Source organism: Nitrosomonas sp. Nm34 (assembly GCF_900113925.1).
Lineage (GTDB): Bacteria > Pseudomonadota > Gammaproteobacteria > Burkholderiales > Nitrosomonadaceae > Nitrosomonas.
Map to the genome: position 1 here is coordinate 130,052 of NZ_FORD01000001.1, position 18,426 is coordinate 148,477.

An 18,426-nucleotide genomic window follows, 5' to 3' on the forward strand; every position below is an offset into this window, starting at 1 on the left:
CTCTCACATATAATGCTATATCCCCGACCCACCTTCGAATATTTCATGACGCATTTGTGCTTGGGTCACATGACTGCCAGCTGGCACGCTGCGTGTCAGCCAGACGTTCCCACCTATTATTGAGCCCCGCCCGATAATGATACGTCCCAAGATAGTTGCCCCTGCATAAATCACAACATCATCCTCGACGATCGGATGCCGCGGTATGCCTTTTACCAACGCCCCGTGCTCATCTACCGGAAACCGTTTTGCACCTAAAGTAACAGCCTGATATAGCCGCACATTGCGACCTATAATGGCAGTTTCTCCGATGACCACACCCGTACCATGATCAATAAAAAAACTGCCACCAATCTGAGCACCTGGATGTATTTCTACCCCAGTCATTGAATGGGCTATTTCTGAAATCATGCGCGCAATTAGTGGCACACCGAGCCGGTGCAACTCATGCGCTAGCCGATAGTAGGTAATGGCCATAATGCCCGGATAACATACCAATACTTCATCAACGCTGTGTGCTGCCGGGTCCCCTTCGTAAGCCGCCACAATATCGCTTTCCAGTAAACTGCGAATCGCAGGTAAGCGTTTGGCGAATGCTTGCGTGATCTCTACTGCCCGTTCACGATCAGCGTCACCCAGGTTTTCCAAACCCGAGCTAAAATGTAATTCATGCTGTATTTGTACCAGCAACGTGCGCAGAGCGCTATTCAAAGTGTGCCCGACATAATGGTCGATTCCCTCATCCGCGAGATCGGCCGGGCCCAAACGATTAGGAAACATCGCAGCACTTAAGCCCTCTGCCACACTAACCAGAATTTTGCGTAAAGGAAGTTTAGGAGGCCTGGTATGCCCTTGTCTATTTTCCAGCGAAGCAATCCGCAAATCACGTAATTCTTCAACGATATGATCAACCTCAAGAAAAGTACTTCTTATTTGAAGATCGCTGATTCTATTGACGTTAGTCACTCTACATTCAACCCCTGTTCATTGAACATCCCCTCAAAGAGAATACTGCTCAAATAACGTTCACCAGAATCCGGCAAAATCACCACAATTGTTTTGCCAGCATTTTCCGCACGCTTGGCATGTCGTACAGCTGCTGCAACTGCAGCACCACAGGAAATACCGGAAAGGATGCCTTCCTCCCTGGCGAGGCGACGAGCGTACAAGACAGCATCTTCATTACTCACCTGTTCGACTTCATCCACCAGGGAGAGATCAAGATTATCCGGCACAAATCCAGCGCCAATCCCTTGAATTTTGTGAGGGCCAGGTGTTAAAGGCTGACCTGATCGCTGCTGAGTAATAACAGGGCTTGCCGCTGGTTCAACTGCAACTGACGTAATGGCTTTCCCTTTACCTTGTTTTATATAACGGGAAACACCTGTCATCGTACCACCTGTTCCTATCCCTGCAACAAAAATATCAATTGCCCCATCAGTATCTTGCCAGATCTCAGCACCTGTCGTTAGCTCGTGTATTGCTGGATTGGCCGGATTCTTAAATTGCTCCAGTAAAACAAAACGATCAGGATCTGCAGCAACGATTTCATTGGCTTTGGCAATAGCGCCCCCCATACCTCGCTGACCTTCCGTCAGAACCAGCTTGGCGCCAAACGCGACAAGTAATTTCCGGCGCTCGATACTCATGGTTTCCGGCATTGTCAGGGTCAACGGGATACCGCGTGCAGCCGCAACAAATGCCAAAGCAATGCCGGTGTTACCACTTGTTGGCTCTACTAATTCTTTACCAGGGCCAAGTAATCCTCGTCGCTCGGCATCATCGACCATTGCAACTCCAATACGGCATTTGACTGAATATGCCGGATTACGCCCCTCTATCTTGGCCAGTACTGTTGCTGCTGCCCCATCAGTAATATGATTAAGTCGAACTAACGGTGTTCTTCCAATCGATTTTGAATTGTCTTGATACCAATTTGACATGAGACATTCCTTTCTTTATCGCCATACTGGCGGATCATCATTGATTATTTTAAGAAAAATTAAAAAATTAACAATTATTTATCGCTCTACTATTTTAACCGGCATTACTCATTTTATTACAGCACATCTATGATTAACCAAAGAATTTATATGACATACAATCAAGCTCAAATAATATAATCAAACTTCAATCAATTAGTATTGAATATAAAGGATGGCATGTTCATGGCAAGCAGTAAAGGAATACAAGCAAGGGCAAAAGCCATCTGCATAACAATATGTCACCAGCTGATGGAACTATTTAGCGCACATATAAAAAGTAGTTCTCAATCTACCTCATAAATATCTGATCATTACCCTACTCCTGCTCGCAGTTAAATTTAGGATAAAACTGCACTTACTAAGCTCTTCTAAGTCTTCATGATACGAATTATAGCGCTAACGACAGCTTATTTTATAGCCGGAAAGCTGGGACTAAGCATGCCCTTCATTGGTTCTAACATTACCTTGTTCTGGCCACCCACCGGCATTGCACTAGCTGCCGCCTTGATATGGGGACCTTCATGCTGGTTTGGCATTTTTCTCGGCGCGTTCTTAGTTAACTTAACTACGGGCGAACCCACCTTTTCCACTGCACTTGAGATCGCAATAGGCAATACTCTTGCTCCGGCATTCGGAGCGCTAATGCTTAAAAGAACCATAGGATCTCAAAACTTTTTTAGACGAGGTCGAGATATAGTCACTTTTATTCTGATTACCGCTGGTTCGATGCTATTGAGCGCGACGGGTGGCATACTCTCTCTGTACTTTAATGGCTTGCTATCAAGCGACTTGGTACTTAAAGCCTGGCTAGGATGGTGGTTAGGAGACATAATCGGGGTAATGATTTTTTCACCTCTACTGTTAGCCTGAGTAGCCAATCCAGCAAATCCTGATCTTCGTCATCCTCGACTCGGATTAGAATTCTTTTTCATCATAAGTAGCTGTATTGCTATAACCTGGCTAGTATTCGGCGATGCTCTGGCGCTGGGTCACCTCAAGTTATCATTCGCTTTCCTCCTGTTTCCACCCTTGATTTGGGCAGGGTTGCGCTTTAATGTCGTAGAAGTTTCTATTGCAGCGATAGCAGTTACTTTACTTGCCATATGGGGAACCGCACAAAACCTCGGTCCTTTTTCACAAGGCCATCCCCAGCTAGATCAGTTGGCCTTATGTGTCTTTGTGGCAACTGTTGCGCTCATCTTGCACATGATGATTGGAATTCAAACTAGTTGGCGTCAAGCAGAGCAAAGCTTGCGTGACAGTGAATCACGCCTCCGTCTGACTTTGGCAGCATCTAACCAAGGCCTTTATGATCTCAATGTGCAGACAGGTTTAGTGACTATCAGTCCTGAATATGCTCGTATGCTGGATTATGATCCACAAACTTTCCTGGAATCCATTGACCGCTGGCGTGATCACCTTCATCCGGAGGATCATGAAACAACCTTTCAAATTTACAAGGATTACCTCAATGGCTTACGCGAAGATTATCAAGCTGAATATCGGCAGCTCACCCGGCAAGGTGATTGGAAATGGATACTTTCTCTGGGCAAGGTTGTCGAATGGGACAAACAAGGACATCCGCTACGCATGTTGGGTACTCATACTGATATCAGTGAGCGGAAAGCTAAGGAGTTCGCTTTACGCCAAAGCGAAGCTGCACTTCGCCGTGCACAATCCCTAGCCAAACTAGGGAGCTGGCAGCTAGATCTGAAAAATAATGCATTTAACTGGTCTAAGGAAACTTTCAGAATTTTTGGCGTAAAAGATCGTACTCCCCTCAATTATGAGGACTTTCTGGCCTGTGTTGTCCCAGAAGACCGGCAGCGGGTTGATTGTGCCTGGTGTGCAGCCTTGCAAGGTGTGCCTTACGATATCGAATACCAAATCAATGCCAATGGAAAAATTAAATGGATTAAAGAGCAGGCTGAGATCATATCTGATAGTAGTGGCAGAGCGATTGAATTACTTGGTACAGCTCAGGATATCAGCGAACGCAAGTTTGCGGAAGAGATAATCAAGCAAGCAAAGACATTACTGCAAACAGTTATTGACACAACCCCAGACTGGATTTTCGCAAAAGATAGACAGCATCGTTTTATATTGGTAAATCAGGCATTTGCTAGTAGTCAAAGACTTAAACCAGCTGAGATGATAGGTAAACCCGATACTGATTTCTGGCCAGAGTATCTGTGCTATGGCGACCTAGCTAAGGGAATCAGAGGTTTTCACACGGATGACGATGAAGCGATCGCCGGTCAAACAGTACATAACCCTGCTGATCCTACGACGCTGGCAGATAGGCAGCTACGCTGGTTTGATACCTGGAAGCTGCCAATGCGTGATGCCAATGGTGAAGTAATTGGTGTCTTGGCGTATGCACGAGACATTACTGATCGCTTGAATGCTGAGTCAAAATATCGAATACTGATCGAACAAATTCCAGCGGTGACTTATATCGCCAACATCAATTCTTCTGTAGATACTCTCTACATTAGCCCACAAATCGAATCACAGCTCGGCTTTAGCGTTCAAGAATGTCTTGATGATCCACAACTCAGGATAAAACAGATTCATCCAGATGACAGGGAAAAAATCATCGGTAGCTTGACAACCAACTCTATGACGGGTAAACCCTACAATCTGGAATATCGTCTTGTTAAAAAGGATGGCGCTATTGCCTGGGTTCGGGATGATGCCATTACGCTGAAAGATGCAGCGGGAAAACCAATATTGTTTCAAGGGGTCCTGTTTGATATCACGAATCAAAGACAAGCTGAAGAAAACCTGAAATCAGCCATAGAAGAACTGCGTATCTCTGAAAAGCATCAACGTGAGCTCCGCACTTTGGCGGAGCGAGAGCAAAGCCGTATGAGAGCTTTACTCTCCGTCATGAATATCGGAATCCTGTTTGAGGATGATAAACAGAAAGTCGAGTATTTTAATCCAGCTTTTCTTCATATGTGGGATATTTGCTCCTATGAAAACTTATTGAATATACCGACCAAAACAGTATTTGATCGATTTACCAAGCATTTTGTCCAATCCGGCCATGCAGCAAAATTTAGACGAGATGCTCTCGATACCCATGAAATTAGCGAACAGTCTGAGCTTCAACTCACTGATGGACGAATACTTACCCAGCTGTCTTACCCAGTAAATGATGTGAAAGGTCAATCTATAGGGCGACTGTGGATTTATGAAGACATTACCAAGGAGCGGCAAACAGCCGAACAACTCATTTATCTTGCTGAACGAGATCCGCTGACAGGTTTATACAACCGGCATCGTTTTCAGGAGGAGCTAGATAATTTAATCGCAACTTCCTTACGCAATCAAAGCAAATTTGCATTGCTCTATTTTGACCTAGACGATTTCAAATATATTAATGATACTTTTGGTCATCGGGCAGGTGATAGGGTGTTAGTTCGTGCTGCCAGAGAAATCTCCAGCATTGTTCGCCATATTGAATTATTCGCGCGATTAGGAGGCGATGAATTTGCTATTCTAAGTCTTATTCAATCAAAAGATGATATCAGCGCACTGCCTGTCCGTATCCTAACAACCATTTCATCTATTTCTCTACGTTTTCATAATACAAACATTCGGCTCACCAGTAGTGTAGGTGTAGCTATTTTCCCAGAACATGGAGAAACAGCTGAGAACCTGATCGCTCATGCCGACGCCGTCATGTATCAAGCCAAGAATCAAGGTAAAAATACTTGGATCATCTATGATCCTATATATAATAATTCTGAAGCCACGTTAAACCGAATAACTTGGCATAACCGGATAAAACAAGCTCTTGATCAAAATTTGTTCGAAATTCATTTCCAAGGTGTATATGAAACCAGCCGGAATACCCTGACGCATTTAGAATCACTCATCAGGATGCGGAACTCAAACCGTTCCGTTAATTTGATAATGCCGGGTCAATTCATACCAGTTGCAGAGAAAAATGGACAAATAGTCCACATAGACCAATGGGTAATAAAACGCAGTATCGAGTTACTTAGCCAAAATCCAACTATGCCACCGATAGCAATTAATATTTCAGGCCGCACGTTTAGTGATCCAGCTATCCCAAACTATATCCATAATTTACTGAACAAATTTAATGTGGATCCCCGACGCCTTCTTATAGAGCTGACCGAAACTGTAGCGGTATCAGACATCCAGGATGCCCAACGCTTCATTGAAGCAATTCAACACACTGGTTGCCGAGTTTGTCTGGACGATTTTGGGAGTGGTTTTTCCACTTTTGGCTATCTGAAATATCTGGACGTAAAAATAATAAAAATAGATGGCTTATTTATTCGCGATCTTCCTAAAAACCGGGATAATCAGATTATCGTTAAAGCTATGGTAGAAGTGGCACACGGACTCGGAAAGATGACAGTAGCAGAATTTGTTGAAGATGCTGCCACACTAAGCATGATCAAAAGTATGGGCATTGATCTTGCACAGGGATATTACTTTGGGCGCCCGACAGTACAAATTCCCATCAAATAACAAAATTGACAGTCTTCTTATCGTGCAAATTTACGCACCACAGCCATAAGCTCATCAATAGCAGCATCCCCGCTGCCTGATTGAATAGCCGACTGCATACAACCCTGCGTATGGTTTTCAAGTAATTGCATTGCCACAGCATCCAGCGCAGACTGTAGTGCTGAAACCTGATTCAGGATATCGACGCAATAGCGGTCTTCCACGATCATTTTCGCTACACCGCGTACCTGACCTTCAATGCGGTTAAGACGCTTGATTAATGCTTCCTTATTGGGCTGTATCACGTGATCAGGCACGTGGCATAACTCTCTTTTATTATTAGATAAAGGCTTCAAAACCTGCTTCCTCGATGGCTTGTTTAAACTGATCGACCCCGGTAATAGTTGCATCATACTGAATGGTAACCTGTGCATCCTCCAGTGAAACTTCCGTACTCATCACGCCAGGAATCTGTTCCAGCACATTTTTAATACTTTTAACACAACCCATACAGGTCATGCCTTTGATAGGGATGATGGATGTTTGCATTTAATGGTTCCTCTTTAATATGAGTTAATCTGTGTGTCTGGCTGCCATCGCTTAAGCAGCAGGGAATTACTAACAACCGATACCGAACTCATCGCCATAGCGGCACCTGCGATGATCGGGTTAAGCATGCCAATGGCAGCCAAGGGAATACCGAGCACATTGTAGATAAAAGCAAAGAACAGATTCTGGCGGATCTTGCTCAAAGTCGCACGGGAAAGCGCAATGGCATCAGCTACACTCATCAGATCATTATGCATCAGCGTAATATCCGCTGCTTTAATTGCCACATCAGAACCTGCCCCAATAGCAAAACTCACGTCAGCTGCAGCAAGTGCAGGAGCATCGTTAATGCCATCTCCGACCATACCAGTAAATTGACCGCGTGCTTTTATCTTGACCACTTCGGCTGCTTTGTCTGAGGGCAACACTTCGGCACGATAGTGGCTGATGCCTGCTTGTTTGGCAATGGCAGCAGCGGTTCCAGCATTATCGCCAGTCAACATGATAATTTCAACACCCATTGCCTGTAATCGCCTAACCGCCTGCGCTGAGGTACTGCGTAACCGATCGGCAATCGCAAGATAACCCAGCATCTGGTAGGTTTCTTCGGACTGAACAGCCACTCCAATCACGGTTTTGCTTTCAGCCTGAAGCACTGCCAAGTGAGAGGGGTCCATGGTTACACCATGTGCTTGCAGAAATTTTGGCGAGCCCAATAAAAATTCAGCGTCACCGATCTGAGCCTTGACGCCACTCCCAGTCACGGATGTAAAATTACTCATCGTCTGAGGCCGTATAGCCCTGCCGGCTGTGTACTCGAGCACGGCTTTTGCAAGTGGATGCTCTGAACCTTGTTCCAAGGTAGCGGCGGTCTGTAATAATGCTTGTTCAGTAACTGAGCCTACCGGAATGACGTCGGTCACAACAGGTCTCCCTTCCGTAAGAGTGCCTGTCTTATCTACGACTAATACTTGAATTTTTTCCGCATGCTCGAGCGCGGCAGCATTTTTCACAAGAATACCCATTTGAGCACCACGCCCGGTGCCTACCATAATGGCTGTGGGTGTGGCTAACCCTAGTGCACATGGGCATGCAATAACTAGTACTGCCACTGCATTGATCAGCGACAATACGAAATTTCCTGTCAACCACCACGTTAATAGCAGGGCCAAGATACTGATGACGACCACTACCGGCACAAATATCCCTGAAATGGTGTCAGCCATACGCTGGATCGGCGCCTTGGAACCCTGTGCTTCCTCTACTAGCCGAATAATGGCGGCAAGCTGCGTATGCGCCCCCACACTGGTAGCCCGGCATTTCAATACTCCTTGTTGATTCTGAGTGGCTGCAAACACTTTGGCACCCACCTGCTTAGCTACCGGCAGACTCTCTCCCGTTAACATGGCCTCATTCACACTGGATATACCTTCAATGACAACCCCATCAACAGGCAAATTCTCGCCGGGCCGTACAATAAAAATGTCACCTACTTTAAGCGTATCGACATCAACTTCGATAATTTCACCCTCTCGCTCAACTCGTGCGGTTTTAGGTTGTAGCTTAATCAATTCCTCAATGGCGGCAGAAGTTTTGCTTTTGGCGCGGGCTTCCATTAACTTACCTAACAGCACTAAAGTAATAATGGCGACACTCGCCTCGAAATACACGTGTTGGTCCAGCGAGAACAGCGTAACGACTGCACTGAAGAAATAAGCCATGCTAGTGCCCAAAGCGATCAATACATCCATATTCGCTCCACCACCGCGTAAGGCATGCCAGGCACCCACATAAAAACGTCTCCCCACCCAGAACTGGACAGGTGTTGCCAATAACCACTGTAGCCAGCGTGGCAGCAAATCAGTATGATCCGTTAACATCACACCCATTTGCAGTATGAATGGTAAGGTCAGTGCAGCGGATAACCAGAAGATACGAAGCTCTGCCTGATAAGCTGCCAGCCGCCTGGCTTTCTCTTCATTACGGCTTGCTTCGCTGATCTCGCTCGCACTATAGCCTGCCTTGGCGACAGCCGCAATCAAATCATTCACGTTTGCTGCAGCCGGATTGAATTGGACATGAGCAACTTCTGTCGCCAGATTAACAGTAGCTGTAACTCCAGGGATTTTATTCAACGCTTGTTCAATGCGCCCACTGCATGCTGCACATGTCATGCCGCTAATTCGCAGTTGTACAGTCAGAGGAATAACATGAAAACCAGCTTTTTCAATCGAGCGAATCAGATCTTCAGCATGCGTGGCGGCATCATCAAACTCTATCACCGCTTTCTCGCTGGCAAAATTTACTGCTGCATGCACACCCGGTAACTTGTTGAGATTCTTTTCAATTCGCGCCGCACAGGCTGCACAAGTCATCCCTTCTATTGGTAACTCAATGTGTTTATGCGTAAGAAGTGTGCTCACCTTGATCCCCTCACTTTTATTACAAAAATAAATTCATCGTATACCCCATACGGGTATATGTCAATATACTTAGAGATTAGCAATAAAAAAAATGAATGAAGAAGGAACTAACAAACGGTTTATTTCTGCTTTTTCATCTCTGTTTTTGTTGGCAGCTTATTTTTCTTTCAGTAAGGTTGCTTTGCATGATTCAACAATTTTTTTAAAGCAGACCTTAACTCAATCATAAGATTAAATAGAAAATGAAATACCAAAAAATAAAAAGCCATCTATACGGAAAAGCGGTCTATTAATAGCACAATTAAAAAGCAAATAAGCGCAATCTTGTCTTTCATAGTATTTCCTTTGAACCTATTGGAGTATTCCCACGCTTATTATTTATATCTGTACGGCTGCACAAAGTGGAATGTGACTGCCGACCCGACTGGACATTGTTCATGTTCCTTTATAACAGTCTATCCGTCATTTTGCGTATGAGCATTTTCATACCAAGTATGACTGGCCACTAGTTCTGATGATAGGTGGCGCAACTTTTATCACTATCGGCTCAATCGCTATAAAATCACTCACCGGATTTCTGTATTAGATCGAACAAACAAACAAAGAATATCTATACCTTATTGATTTATTGATCGCATAGCAGGTAATCTTAATAATCAGATACGACATGCGAATGCCTCAATTCGATTGATCAAGTAACTTCCAGAAGTAGCCTCAAATGGGGAATTTATTACAGGAGTTAACATGGCGCTTAATTCAAAACTTACCAAGTTGAAGGTTGATCCAAACACACAGGTAGATTTAGTCGATTGGGCAACTAGCATTAAACCACTCTATTCGTCCAAAAAGAAGCACCAAGAACTTTTAAATGAATTACATGAAGAACTAGGTGCGCTCCAGGATATGCTTTATGCGCACAATCGCTATGCCCTATTACTCATTCTGCAAGGCATTGATTCAGCAGGCAAGGGAAGCATTATCAAGCACGTTATGACGGGTATCAATCCACAAGGGTGCCAGGTATACAGTTTTCAACAACCCACCGCAGAGGATCTTGATCATGATTTTTTATGGCGAAGCAACAATCGCCTTCCTGAAAGAGGACGTATTGGTATTTTTGATCGGTCTTACTACGAAGAAGTCACTGCAGTCCGCGTTATCCCAGGGTTATTGGAGCAGCAACATTTACCCATGGAACTTCTCGACCCAACAAAATTCTGGCAGGAACGTTTCCAGGATATTGTCAACCTAGAAAGCTACTTACATCGCAATGGCACGCGCATTGTCAAAATTTTCCTTCATTTATCAAAAGAAGAACAACGGCAGCGCTTGCTTGAGCGCATTGATGAGCCAAAAAAGAACTGGAAAATCAGCCGTGCTGATATAGAAGCTCGCCAACATTGGGAAGCTTTTCAAACAGCCTATGCTGAATGCCTGAGCGCTACCAGTACAGAGCATTCACCCTGGCATATCGTGCCGGCAGATGACAAGCTTAATGCCCAACTGCTTGTATCTAAAATTGTAACGGAAACAATGAAAACGCTCCAAATGAACTACCCTATTGCAACTGAAGCTCATCGAAAAGAATTAGCAGAAATCAGGGAGGCTTTGGAAAAGGAATAATTTATTAATTGAGTAGAGAACCACACAACTAACCGTTAATCTCATTCATAAAACAGGCGCTTACCCCTACCAGACCATGCTGCTCTCAGACAAATCGAATAAGGACATTAAAGCAATCAATTTCTTCTGTATTAACCGCTACATTAGAATTAATAGGACTTTATTCTCAACAATTCTCTGATAAAGTATTTAGCAGAGAGTTGCTACTAATAGCATGTAAAAAATATAGCGCAAATAAAATTTAACTTACTGGTTTTTCATTTTTACGTTTAGCCCTACGCGCGATTTCCACCTTAATTTCCTCAAGGAAATTCATGTTGATCTTGCGCTGCTTTTCACTTCTGTACCAGCTGTAGCAAGTGATCCCACCAAGGATGATCAAAATAATACTCATCGCGCTAATACCATCAAAGAAAATAAATACCACCCCTGTTGAAATTGCCACGGCTCCGAGTAGCGCAGTTAATAACCACATTCGATTTCCCCAGCTTGGAGTGGCATGCTTGAGGCACCAGGCATCGAGCTTATCGCGCGTCGAAGAAAGCTCTTCATCAGTCCATTTATTAATATTCATGATTTTCCGAATACCCTTTACTTTATCTAGATAAGAAGATTTTTATCTTACAGTTAATATTTAACTTTATGTAACAGTACCATTAGGATCAATAATCGAGTTATAACGCTTTACCCCCTATTGTAAGGGTAATGATTTACCTTCGTTCTCTTTAATCTTCTCATTAAGCTCAAAATATATCAGTTCTTTTTTAGTAATTTTGGTCGATTTATGGTAAAAAACGGGGTTAATATAAATGGGTGCAAGTCATTTTATCGTTATTTCATGAGCAGTCTATTAGAAAGTAAAAGGAGTTTTTTTTATTTCCACATTATAAAGATATCTCAACTTACTAAAATTCGAGTACTTCAAGCAGTTTTCTTTACTATTGGGATAGTTTGCTTACTCCCCGCAACTGCTAACAATCTCCCTTCAATTAATGCTGAAGCATTGCAAAACCAGCTCAATAATTCTTCTTCGGTGTCGAATGAGATTGATGTAGCTATTTTAAAACATTTTTATGCGATGCGCGGTTATCGACCGGCCTGGGTACAGAATAACGGATTATCACCTGAATTTGATATAGCTATAGCATTTATTGCAACTGCCGAACAGGAAGGTTTAGATAGCAGAGATTATCAGTTTGAACAACTATTGCACTTACGCAAACAAAGCAACGAGTATTCTATTCTACTTGAACTCGAATTGCGCACGACTCAATCAATTTTGATGCTTGCTCGAGATTTACGTAGAGGCCGCCTGATAGCATCAGAAGTTGATCCGGATTGGCATATTCAACAGCCAAAATTCGATCCAGCAGCTTATTTGCAAAAGGCTATTACTTCTGGAAATTTAAAATCATCTCTGGCAGATTTACCTCCTAAAACCCAGGAGTATCAGCTGATGAAGCAAGCTTTAGCCAAACACCGTGAGTTAGTAAAATGTGGCGTTAATTGGACCATGATTCCGGAAACGCCCTTAATTCGGCCCAACATGAATCACGCGATTATTCCGCTAATCCGTTCCCGAATTGCGCAAATTTTTGCCATGCACGGCAATTCTGGCTATGATATCGTTTCGAGTGAAAACGAAAGCGAAAAGTATGATAGTCAATTGGTAAACGCGATTAGGGTATTTCAGGAACAGCATGGACTGAATGCTGACGGGGTGATCGGACCAAATACACGCGCGGCATTAAATAAAACACCCGAGCAGAAAATCAGGCAATTACGTATCAATATGGAACGTTTGCGATGGATGCCAAGAGAATTAGGCGATCGCTATTTATTGGTCAATATTGCTGGATTTCGTTTGACTGCGATTGAATATGGGAAGCATGTTTTAAATATGCGCATTATCGTAGGACGTGATTATCGCTCAACACCCAGCTTCAATAGCCGCATTTCTCACCTTATCCTGAATCCATACTGGAATGTTCCGAACAGTATTGCGCAGCAGGATCTACTACCTAAACAACAAAACAATTCTAATTTTTTTACTTCACAGAAAATTAGAGTTTATGTAAACAATGCTGGTCATTACGAAGAAATTGATTCGGATTTGATTAACTGGCATGCGGTTGGCAAGAATTTTCCTTATGTGTTAAGGCAGGAGCCAGGAGAGAAAAATGCGTTAGGCACTATAAAATTTATGTTTCCGAACCCTTTCAGTATATATTTGCATGATACACCTTCTAAGCAATTATTTCAGAAAGATATTCGAATGTTTAGTTCGGGTTGTATTCGGTTAGAGAAACCATTGCAATTAGCTGGGTTTATTTTGAACGAACCCAATGCAGTGACTGATATCGTTGACAAAATAGAAAGCGGTAAAACAATTACGGTTAATTTATCTAAACACTTACCCATTTATTTAATCTATCTCACGACATGGGTTGATGATACAAACAATATATATTTCGCATCAGATATTTATGGACGTGACAAACGAATTCTAAAGCATGCTCGCTGGTAAGCGAGCATATCTAGTTTAAATATAATCTTGATCTCTTATGGGAGGACTCAAAGTGTTTGCACAAGGAGTTAATAATTATAATCATCAATTAACAAAACTAGGTGCTAGTCGGCGCTTTTTTATTAAAACAGGGTTAAGTGCCTGCACACTGCTAGCGTTACCAGCAGCTTATGCCCGCAAGCCAAAAACACCCATTAAACAACCAGTTAAACAATTGGCCCTACTTAATTTACATACAGGGGAAAGAGTAAAATCTGTTTACTGGGAAAAAGGGCGTTATATCCCTAGCGTACTCAGAGATATCGAAAAAATTTTACGCGATCATCGTACCGGTAGAACTCATGCTATTGATCTTCGATTACTCGACATATTGCAGCTTTTGTCTAGCCGAATGGGGGCAAAGAAGGAATTTCAGGTCGTTTCGGGCTATCGCTCGCCTGAGACCAATAAAATGCTCGCCTTGCATAATAGTAGCGTAGCAAAACAGAGTCTGCACATGCAAGGCAAGGCAATTGATATTCGATTACCTGAATTTTCCCTGGCTGATTTGAGAAAAGCAGCTTTATCGCTAAAAATCGGTGGTGTTGGATATTATCCCGACTCCAACTTTATTCACCTTGATACCGGGCATGTGCGCTATTGGTAAGACTATACTCTGCCGCATAAATAAATTGATCCTTACAGCAAGCTAAGCGAAAAAATAATGAGCAGGTCATGAAGGGAATCCAGCAAGCCCAATTTATGCTGGAAGCCATTAGTCTTTCAGCTTATGGAATGATCCATAATGAGGGTGGGCCGTTTGGTTGTGTCATCGTCAAAAATAACACTATCATTGGAAGAGGTAGCAATCAAGTCATCTCTTTAAATGATCCTACTGCTCATGCTGAAATTGTCGCGATACGAAATGCTTGTCGGCATTTAGGCACTTTTCGGCTTGATGGGTGCTACATCTTTACTTCCTGCGAACCCTGTCCGATGTGCTTAGGTGCTATCTATTGGGCGCGTCCAGAAAAAGTATTTTATGCATGTACCAGGGCCGACTCCACCGAAATCGGATTCGACGATGAATTTATTTATGAAGAAATCATGTCTGATTTGACACAGCGTAAAATTCCAATGGAACAAATACTCAGACCAAAAGCACTGAAAGTTCTCTCAGAGTGGTCAGCAAAATCAGACAAGATAATTTACTAAAAAAATAATGCACGGGCAAAGCCAATTGGAACAGCGAGAGTTCATTATTCTCAAATAGATTTTCCTGCTTTCCAGCTTATTACGGTACTGGCTGATCCACATAAATAATTTCCAGCACCACATCATGATCGATGCTATTTTCATTCTGCATTTTATTTCATTTCTAAATCAAGGGTGATCCGAAGGTGAGCCGCACAGTATCAATCATATGGCAAGGTGAAACAACGAAGCCAGTTTTGGTTTAGAAACGGAATAAGTATTCTGAAAAGCCTTGAAGAACGATCTCAATTTTGGCACTTCAAACTTAAAGAATCTAACGCTTGCTTAAGCAAAGCAAGTGTATTTTTCTTTTCTTTCCATCGTTGCAAATCCGGGTAAAATTCATAATAACGCCTTGCTTTTGTGAAGAGGAGTAGATTTACCTTTTATCATACCCAAATAGGGTATATCTGCATATTCAACCCACTGCCAGATTGGATAAAATACGCTAAGATGAATACCAAATATCAACTTTGCTCTGATCCATAGATTTATACATTTGCTTTAATTAAATTGTCATGCCTATTAAATCCCGTATTCGTACCATTCCTCATTATCCTCATGAGGGCATCATGTTTCGCGACGTTACCACACTGCTGAAAGATGCTGTTGGCTTACGCACCACCATCCAGGAAATTGTTAATCGCTACCGAACGAGCAATATCGACAAAGTTGTGGGTATTGAGTCGCGCGGCTTTATCATTGGTGCTCCCGTTGCGTATGCGTTGGGCGTTGGTTTTGTGCCGATACGCAAACCAGGCAAATTGCCAGCTGAAACCATAGGTTGTGACTATCAATTGGAATACGGCAGTGATCGGATTGAAATTCATACCGATGCGATCCGAAAAGGAGAACGGATATTGCTGGTGGACGATCTTATTGCTACCGGTGGCACTATGGAGGCAGCCGTCAAGCTTATCCAGGAGATGGGCGGAGAAATCATCGAATGCTGTTTTGTGGTCGATCTGCCTGAAGTTGGCGGCAGAGATCGTTTAGAAAAGCAAGGGCAAAAGGTATTCGCATTATGCCAATTTGAGGGAAGTTGAGCGAACTTACTTACTTCGTATATTGACTTAATTGAACTGACCATTATCTATTTGACAGAATTGTCAAATTCTATGTGACTCAAATTGATCAAGCCATTATGGAGAAGCCTCGGTGCTGTTTGGCTGAACCAGTCCAGGCCAGCCCAAATTTTTCCCGATTCAGTGTGAGCAGACTTTATTCCATTTCTAAATCAAAACGGACTTTGCCGGCTTCACCTTGCCTTATGATTGATACCGTCTGCGGCTCGCCTTCACGTCACCTTTGATTTGGAAATGGAATTAGACCTAAAACATAAGAAATACCGTAATTACAGACATTAATCTGCCCGGTCAGTTAAGATGAGCCACTTCTTTTGGAGTAATACATGCTAGACATTCAACAATTACGCGCCGATCCAGAAAATATCGGTTCTCGCTTAGCCAAACGTGGCTACACTTTTCCGGCAGCACAATTCCAATGGCTTGAAGCGCAACGCAAATCGATCCAAACTCAAACACAGGAATTACAGGCAAAGCGCAATGCCACTTCTAAGCAAATTGGCATTGCCAAACAAAAAGGCGAGGATGCGACTGCGATCATGGCAGAGATTGCTCATCTAGGAGATGAACTCAAACAGGCTGAAAGCCAGCTCGAGCGCATTCAATCCGAGCTGCAGCAGCTATTATTAACTATCCCTAACTTAGCACATAGCAGTGTTCCAGAGGGGAAAAGTGAAACGGATAATCTTGAAATACGGCGCTGGGGAACGCCCAGATCATTCGATTTCACCATTAAGGACCATGTCAGCATAGGTGAAGAATTGGGTTTACTCGATTTTGAAACCGCAGCAAAACTAAGTGGCGCGCGATTCAACGTGATGAAAGGTGGCATTGCTCACCTGCATCGTGCGCTGGCGCAGTTTATGCTAGACACGCATACTCAGGAGCATGGTTATACTGAAATTTATGTCCCCTATCTGGTCAATGCGGACTGCTTGCAAGGCACAGGACAATTGCCGAAATTTGAGGAAGATTTGTTTGCCGTGCATGCGGGAACCAGCGGGCATATGGGTGCAACCACATCAACTGGACATGATTCATTCAAATTATACCTGATCCCTACTGCTGAGGTGCCCTTAACCAATATAGTGCGTAATGAAATTATTCCGCTTGAACAGCTTCCGCTGAAATTGGTTGCTCATACTCCTTGCTTTCGTTCTGAAGCAGGCAGTTATGGCAAGGATACCCGTGGTTTGATTCGCCAGCATCAATTCGAAAAAGTTGAACTTGTGCATATCGTACATCCACAAACATCCTATGAGGCATTGGAACAGCTCGTCAGCCATGCAGAAAAAATTTTGCAAAAATTGGAATTACCTTATCGAGTGATGACATTATGTACGAGCGATATGGGTTTTTCGGCTGCAAAGACATATGATATTGAAGTATGGTTACCTGCACAAAAAGCTTATCGGGAGATATCTTCATGTAGCAATTGCGAAGCTTTTCAGGCACGACGCATGCAGGCACGTTTTCGCAACGAGAAAGGAAAACCGGAATTACTCCACACACTAAATGGCTCTGGTCTGGCAATTGGACGAACATTGGTGGCTATTCTGGAAAATTACCAAAATAGGGATGGCAGCCTAACTATTCCATCTGTTTTACAGTCTTATATGGGTGGCCTTGACCGGCTTACCATTGAAGACGGAAAATGAACCTGCTATATGACACATTTATTTAAATCCGGAGGTATCTAAAATGCAGAATGAAAGCAATAGAACGGTGCATGACCAGGATGATATGGCGCAACTTGAAGCCGATGTACGCGAAGCAATTATACATGACGGTGACGTCAAGGAAGCTGTACGACGGTTAACGCTCCAGTCAATGCAAGCACATCGTTTAGATATTCAATCGTTGGGCCGAATTGCTACCGCTGTGATGCAAGGTGTGCACGATGGTGCGCAGCAGAAATTAGCGCAGGCATCGGAACAATCCAATACTGCTCAGACTCAAATATCCCATGCAGTTTCAGGGCTAGACACTGCTTTTGCACAATTTGCTGAAGCTTCAAAACTGGTAGTGGAAGAAGCGGCCGGAAAAGCCATGCATTTTTCGCGTGAAGAACTCACAAAGACGCGCGCTGATTTAGCAACTCTGGAAGATTTATTTATAGAGATATTGCAACAAACTGCATCTATTGCAAAAGGTGTCATTGCTGAAACGTTAAATGATTTATTCACTCATGCAAAACATAATGGCACCACGATCGGTGCTCAACTCCAGGAAACTCTCGCTACCTTTACCCATCAGATATCTTCTGTCGGGCAGGCTCAGTTTCAAGCTGGATTGCAGCTTTCTCAAGCAACAGCCGACCTGCTGCATAAAATTGCTGCTGGCGTTTTAGCAGGCATTTCAGAACAAGCCAAGCACGAGAAAAACAAATAATTAAGAACTGTTAGCCACCTGCTTACAAACCCGATTCAGCCACGTCACTTCTTGGCGTCGGCTGAATAATTTGCTACATAAAGCAGCTGTTTTATCCAAGCTTATCCTGAAAACTACTC

Annotated in this window: 14 protein-coding genes and 1 pseudogene; 9 read left to right on the top strand and 6 right to left on the bottom strand. The window is 43.3% G+C overall.

Going from position 1 to position 18,426, the window contains the following annotated elements; translation table 11 throughout:
- Positions 1–15: 15 nt before the first annotated feature.
- Positions 16–966 (bottom strand): serine O-acetyltransferase EpsC, encoded by a 951-nt coding sequence (gene epsC / locus BM283_RS00590; protein ID WP_090687778.1) that lies wholly within the window; start codon positions 964–966, stop codon positions 16–18.
- Positions 963–1,943 carry a cysteine synthase A gene (gene cysK, locus BM283_RS00595; RefSeq protein WP_090687783.1) on the bottom strand — a complete coding sequence of 327 codons (981 nt, stop codon included), beginning with the start codon at positions 1,941–1,943 and terminating at the stop codon, positions 963–965. The genes epsC and cysK overlap by 4 nt, the downstream gene beginning before the upstream one ends.
- Positions 1,944–2,363: 420 nt before the next feature.
- Between cysK and BM283_RS20400 the strand changes: the two are divergent.
- Positions 2,364–3,176: pseudogene (locus BM283_RS20400) on the top strand (MASE1 domain-containing protein); the annotation flags it as partial.
- Between the two features lie 18 nt (positions 3,177–3,194).
- Positions 3,195–6,497, top strand: a complete 3,303-nt coding sequence (locus tag BM283_RS20405; RefSeq protein WP_368086390.1) for an EAL domain-containing protein — start codon at positions 3,195–3,197, stop codon at positions 6,495–6,497.
- Positions 6,498–6,514: 17 nt separating this feature from the next.
- On the opposite strand, the gene BM283_RS00610 is transcribed toward BM283_RS20405, so the two are convergent.
- The 3 genes from BM283_RS00610 to BM283_RS00620 are packed head-to-tail and all read right to left on the bottom strand — an operon-like array spanning position 6,515 to position 9,448.
- Positions 6,515–6,793, bottom strand: a complete 279-nt coding sequence (locus BM283_RS00610) for a metal-sensitive transcriptional regulator (RefSeq protein WP_254776057.1) — start codon at positions 6,791–6,793, stop codon at positions 6,515–6,517.
- Positions 6,794–6,815: 22 nt separating this feature from the next.
- The gene (locus BM283_RS00615; protein ID WP_090687792.1) at positions 6,816–7,025 is read right to left on the bottom strand and encodes a heavy-metal-associated domain-containing protein; all 210 of its coding nucleotides are present in this window, start codon (positions 7,023–7,025) and stop codon (positions 6,816–6,818) included.
- Between the two features lie 14 nt (positions 7,026–7,039).
- Entirely contained in the window at positions 7,040–9,448 is a 2,409-nt protein-coding gene (locus BM283_RS00620; RefSeq protein ID WP_302848270.1) for a heavy metal translocating P-type ATPase, read from the bottom strand.
- Between the two features lie 744 nt (positions 9,449–10,192).
- Between BM283_RS00620 and BM283_RS00625 the strand changes: the two genes are divergently transcribed.
- On the top strand, positions 10,193–11,071 hold the full coding sequence (locus BM283_RS00625) for a PPK2 family polyphosphate kinase (RefSeq protein WP_090687798.1): 879 nt from the start codon (positions 10,193–10,195) through the stop codon (positions 11,069–11,071).
- Between the two features lie 241 nt (positions 11,072–11,312).
- On the opposite strand, the gene BM283_RS00630 is transcribed toward BM283_RS00625, so the two are convergent.
- Positions 11,313–11,645 carry a hypothetical protein gene (locus BM283_RS00630; RefSeq protein ID WP_046850000.1) on the bottom strand — a complete coding sequence of 111 codons (333 nt, stop codon included), beginning with the start codon at positions 11,643–11,645 and terminating at the stop codon, positions 11,313–11,315.
- Positions 11,646–12,074: 429 nt separating this feature from the next.
- Between BM283_RS00630 and BM283_RS00635 the strand changes: the two genes are divergently transcribed.
- The 6 genes from BM283_RS00635 (at position 12,075) to BM283_RS00660 (ending at position 18,307) form a co-directional block, all read left to right on the top strand.
- Positions 12,075–13,598, top strand: coding sequence for a L,D-transpeptidase family protein (locus BM283_RS00635; protein WP_254776058.1), 1,524 nt, complete (start codon positions 12,075–12,077; stop codon positions 13,596–13,598).
- Between the two features lie 37 nt (positions 13,599–13,635).
- The gene (locus BM283_RS00640) at positions 13,636–14,244 is read left to right on the top strand and encodes a peptidoglycan L,D-endopeptidase MepK (RefSeq protein WP_090687802.1); all 609 of its coding nucleotides are present in this window, start codon (positions 13,636–13,638) and stop codon (positions 14,242–14,244) included.
- A gap of 68 nt (positions 14,245–14,312) precedes the next feature.
- Positions 14,313–14,792 (top strand): nucleoside deaminase, encoded by a 480-nt coding sequence (locus BM283_RS00645; protein ID WP_090687804.1) that lies wholly within the window; start codon positions 14,313–14,315, stop codon positions 14,790–14,792.
- 557 nt (positions 14,793–15,349) lie between these two features.
- Positions 15,350–15,877: an adenine phosphoribosyltransferase gene (locus BM283_RS00650; protein ID WP_090687807.1), complete on the top strand. Its 528-nt coding sequence runs from the start codon at positions 15,350–15,352 to the stop codon at positions 15,875–15,877.
- 365 nt (positions 15,878–16,242) lie between these two features.
- Positions 16,243–17,574 carry a serine--tRNA ligase gene (serS, locus tag BM283_RS00655; protein WP_090687809.1) on the top strand — a complete coding sequence of 444 codons (1,332 nt, stop codon included), beginning with the start codon at positions 16,243–16,245 and terminating at the stop codon, positions 17,572–17,574.
- Between the two features lie 43 nt (positions 17,575–17,617).
- Positions 17,618–18,307: a DUF6781 family protein gene (locus tag BM283_RS00660; RefSeq protein ID WP_090687812.1), complete on the top strand. Its 690-nt coding sequence runs from the start codon at positions 17,618–17,620 to the stop codon at positions 18,305–18,307.
- Positions 18,308–18,426: the final 119 nt, after the last annotated feature.

Excerpts from the sequence above, each read along its gene's own strand:
- cysK (WP_090687783.1), bottom strand. The coding sequence starts at position 1,943 with ATGTCAAATTGGTATCAAGACAATTCAAAATCGATTGGAAGAACACCG.
- BM283_RS20405 (WP_368086390.1), top strand. The coding sequence starts at position 3,195 with ATGATTGGAATTCAAACTAGTTGGCGTCAAGCAGAGCAAAGCTTGCGT.
- BM283_RS00615 (WP_090687792.1), bottom strand. The coding sequence starts at position 7,025 with ATGCAAACATCCATCATCCCTATCAAAGGCATGACCTGTATGGGTTGT.
- BM283_RS00625 (WP_090687798.1), top strand. The coding sequence starts at position 10,193 with ATGGCGCTTAATTCAAAACTTACCAAGTTGAAGGTTGATCCAAACACA.
- BM283_RS00630 (WP_046850000.1), bottom strand. The coding sequence starts at position 11,645 with ATGAATATTAATAAATGGACTGATGAAGAGCTTTCTTCGACGCGCGAT.
- BM283_RS00640 (WP_090687802.1), top strand. The coding sequence starts at position 13,636 with ATGGGAGGACTCAAAGTGTTTGCACAAGGAGTTAATAATTATAATCAT.
- BM283_RS00645 (WP_090687804.1), top strand. The coding sequence starts at position 14,313 with ATGAAGGGAATCCAGCAAGCCCAATTTATGCTGGAAGCCATTAGTCTT.
- BM283_RS00650 (WP_090687807.1), top strand. The coding sequence starts at position 15,350 with ATGCCTATTAAATCCCGTATTCGTACCATTCCTCATTATCCTCATGAG.
- serS (WP_090687809.1), top strand. The coding sequence starts at position 16,243 with ATGCTAGACATTCAACAATTACGCGCCGATCCAGAAAATATCGGTTCT.
- BM283_RS00660 (WP_090687812.1), top strand. The coding sequence starts at position 17,618 with ATGCAGAATGAAAGCAATAGAACGGTGCATGACCAGGATGATATGGCG.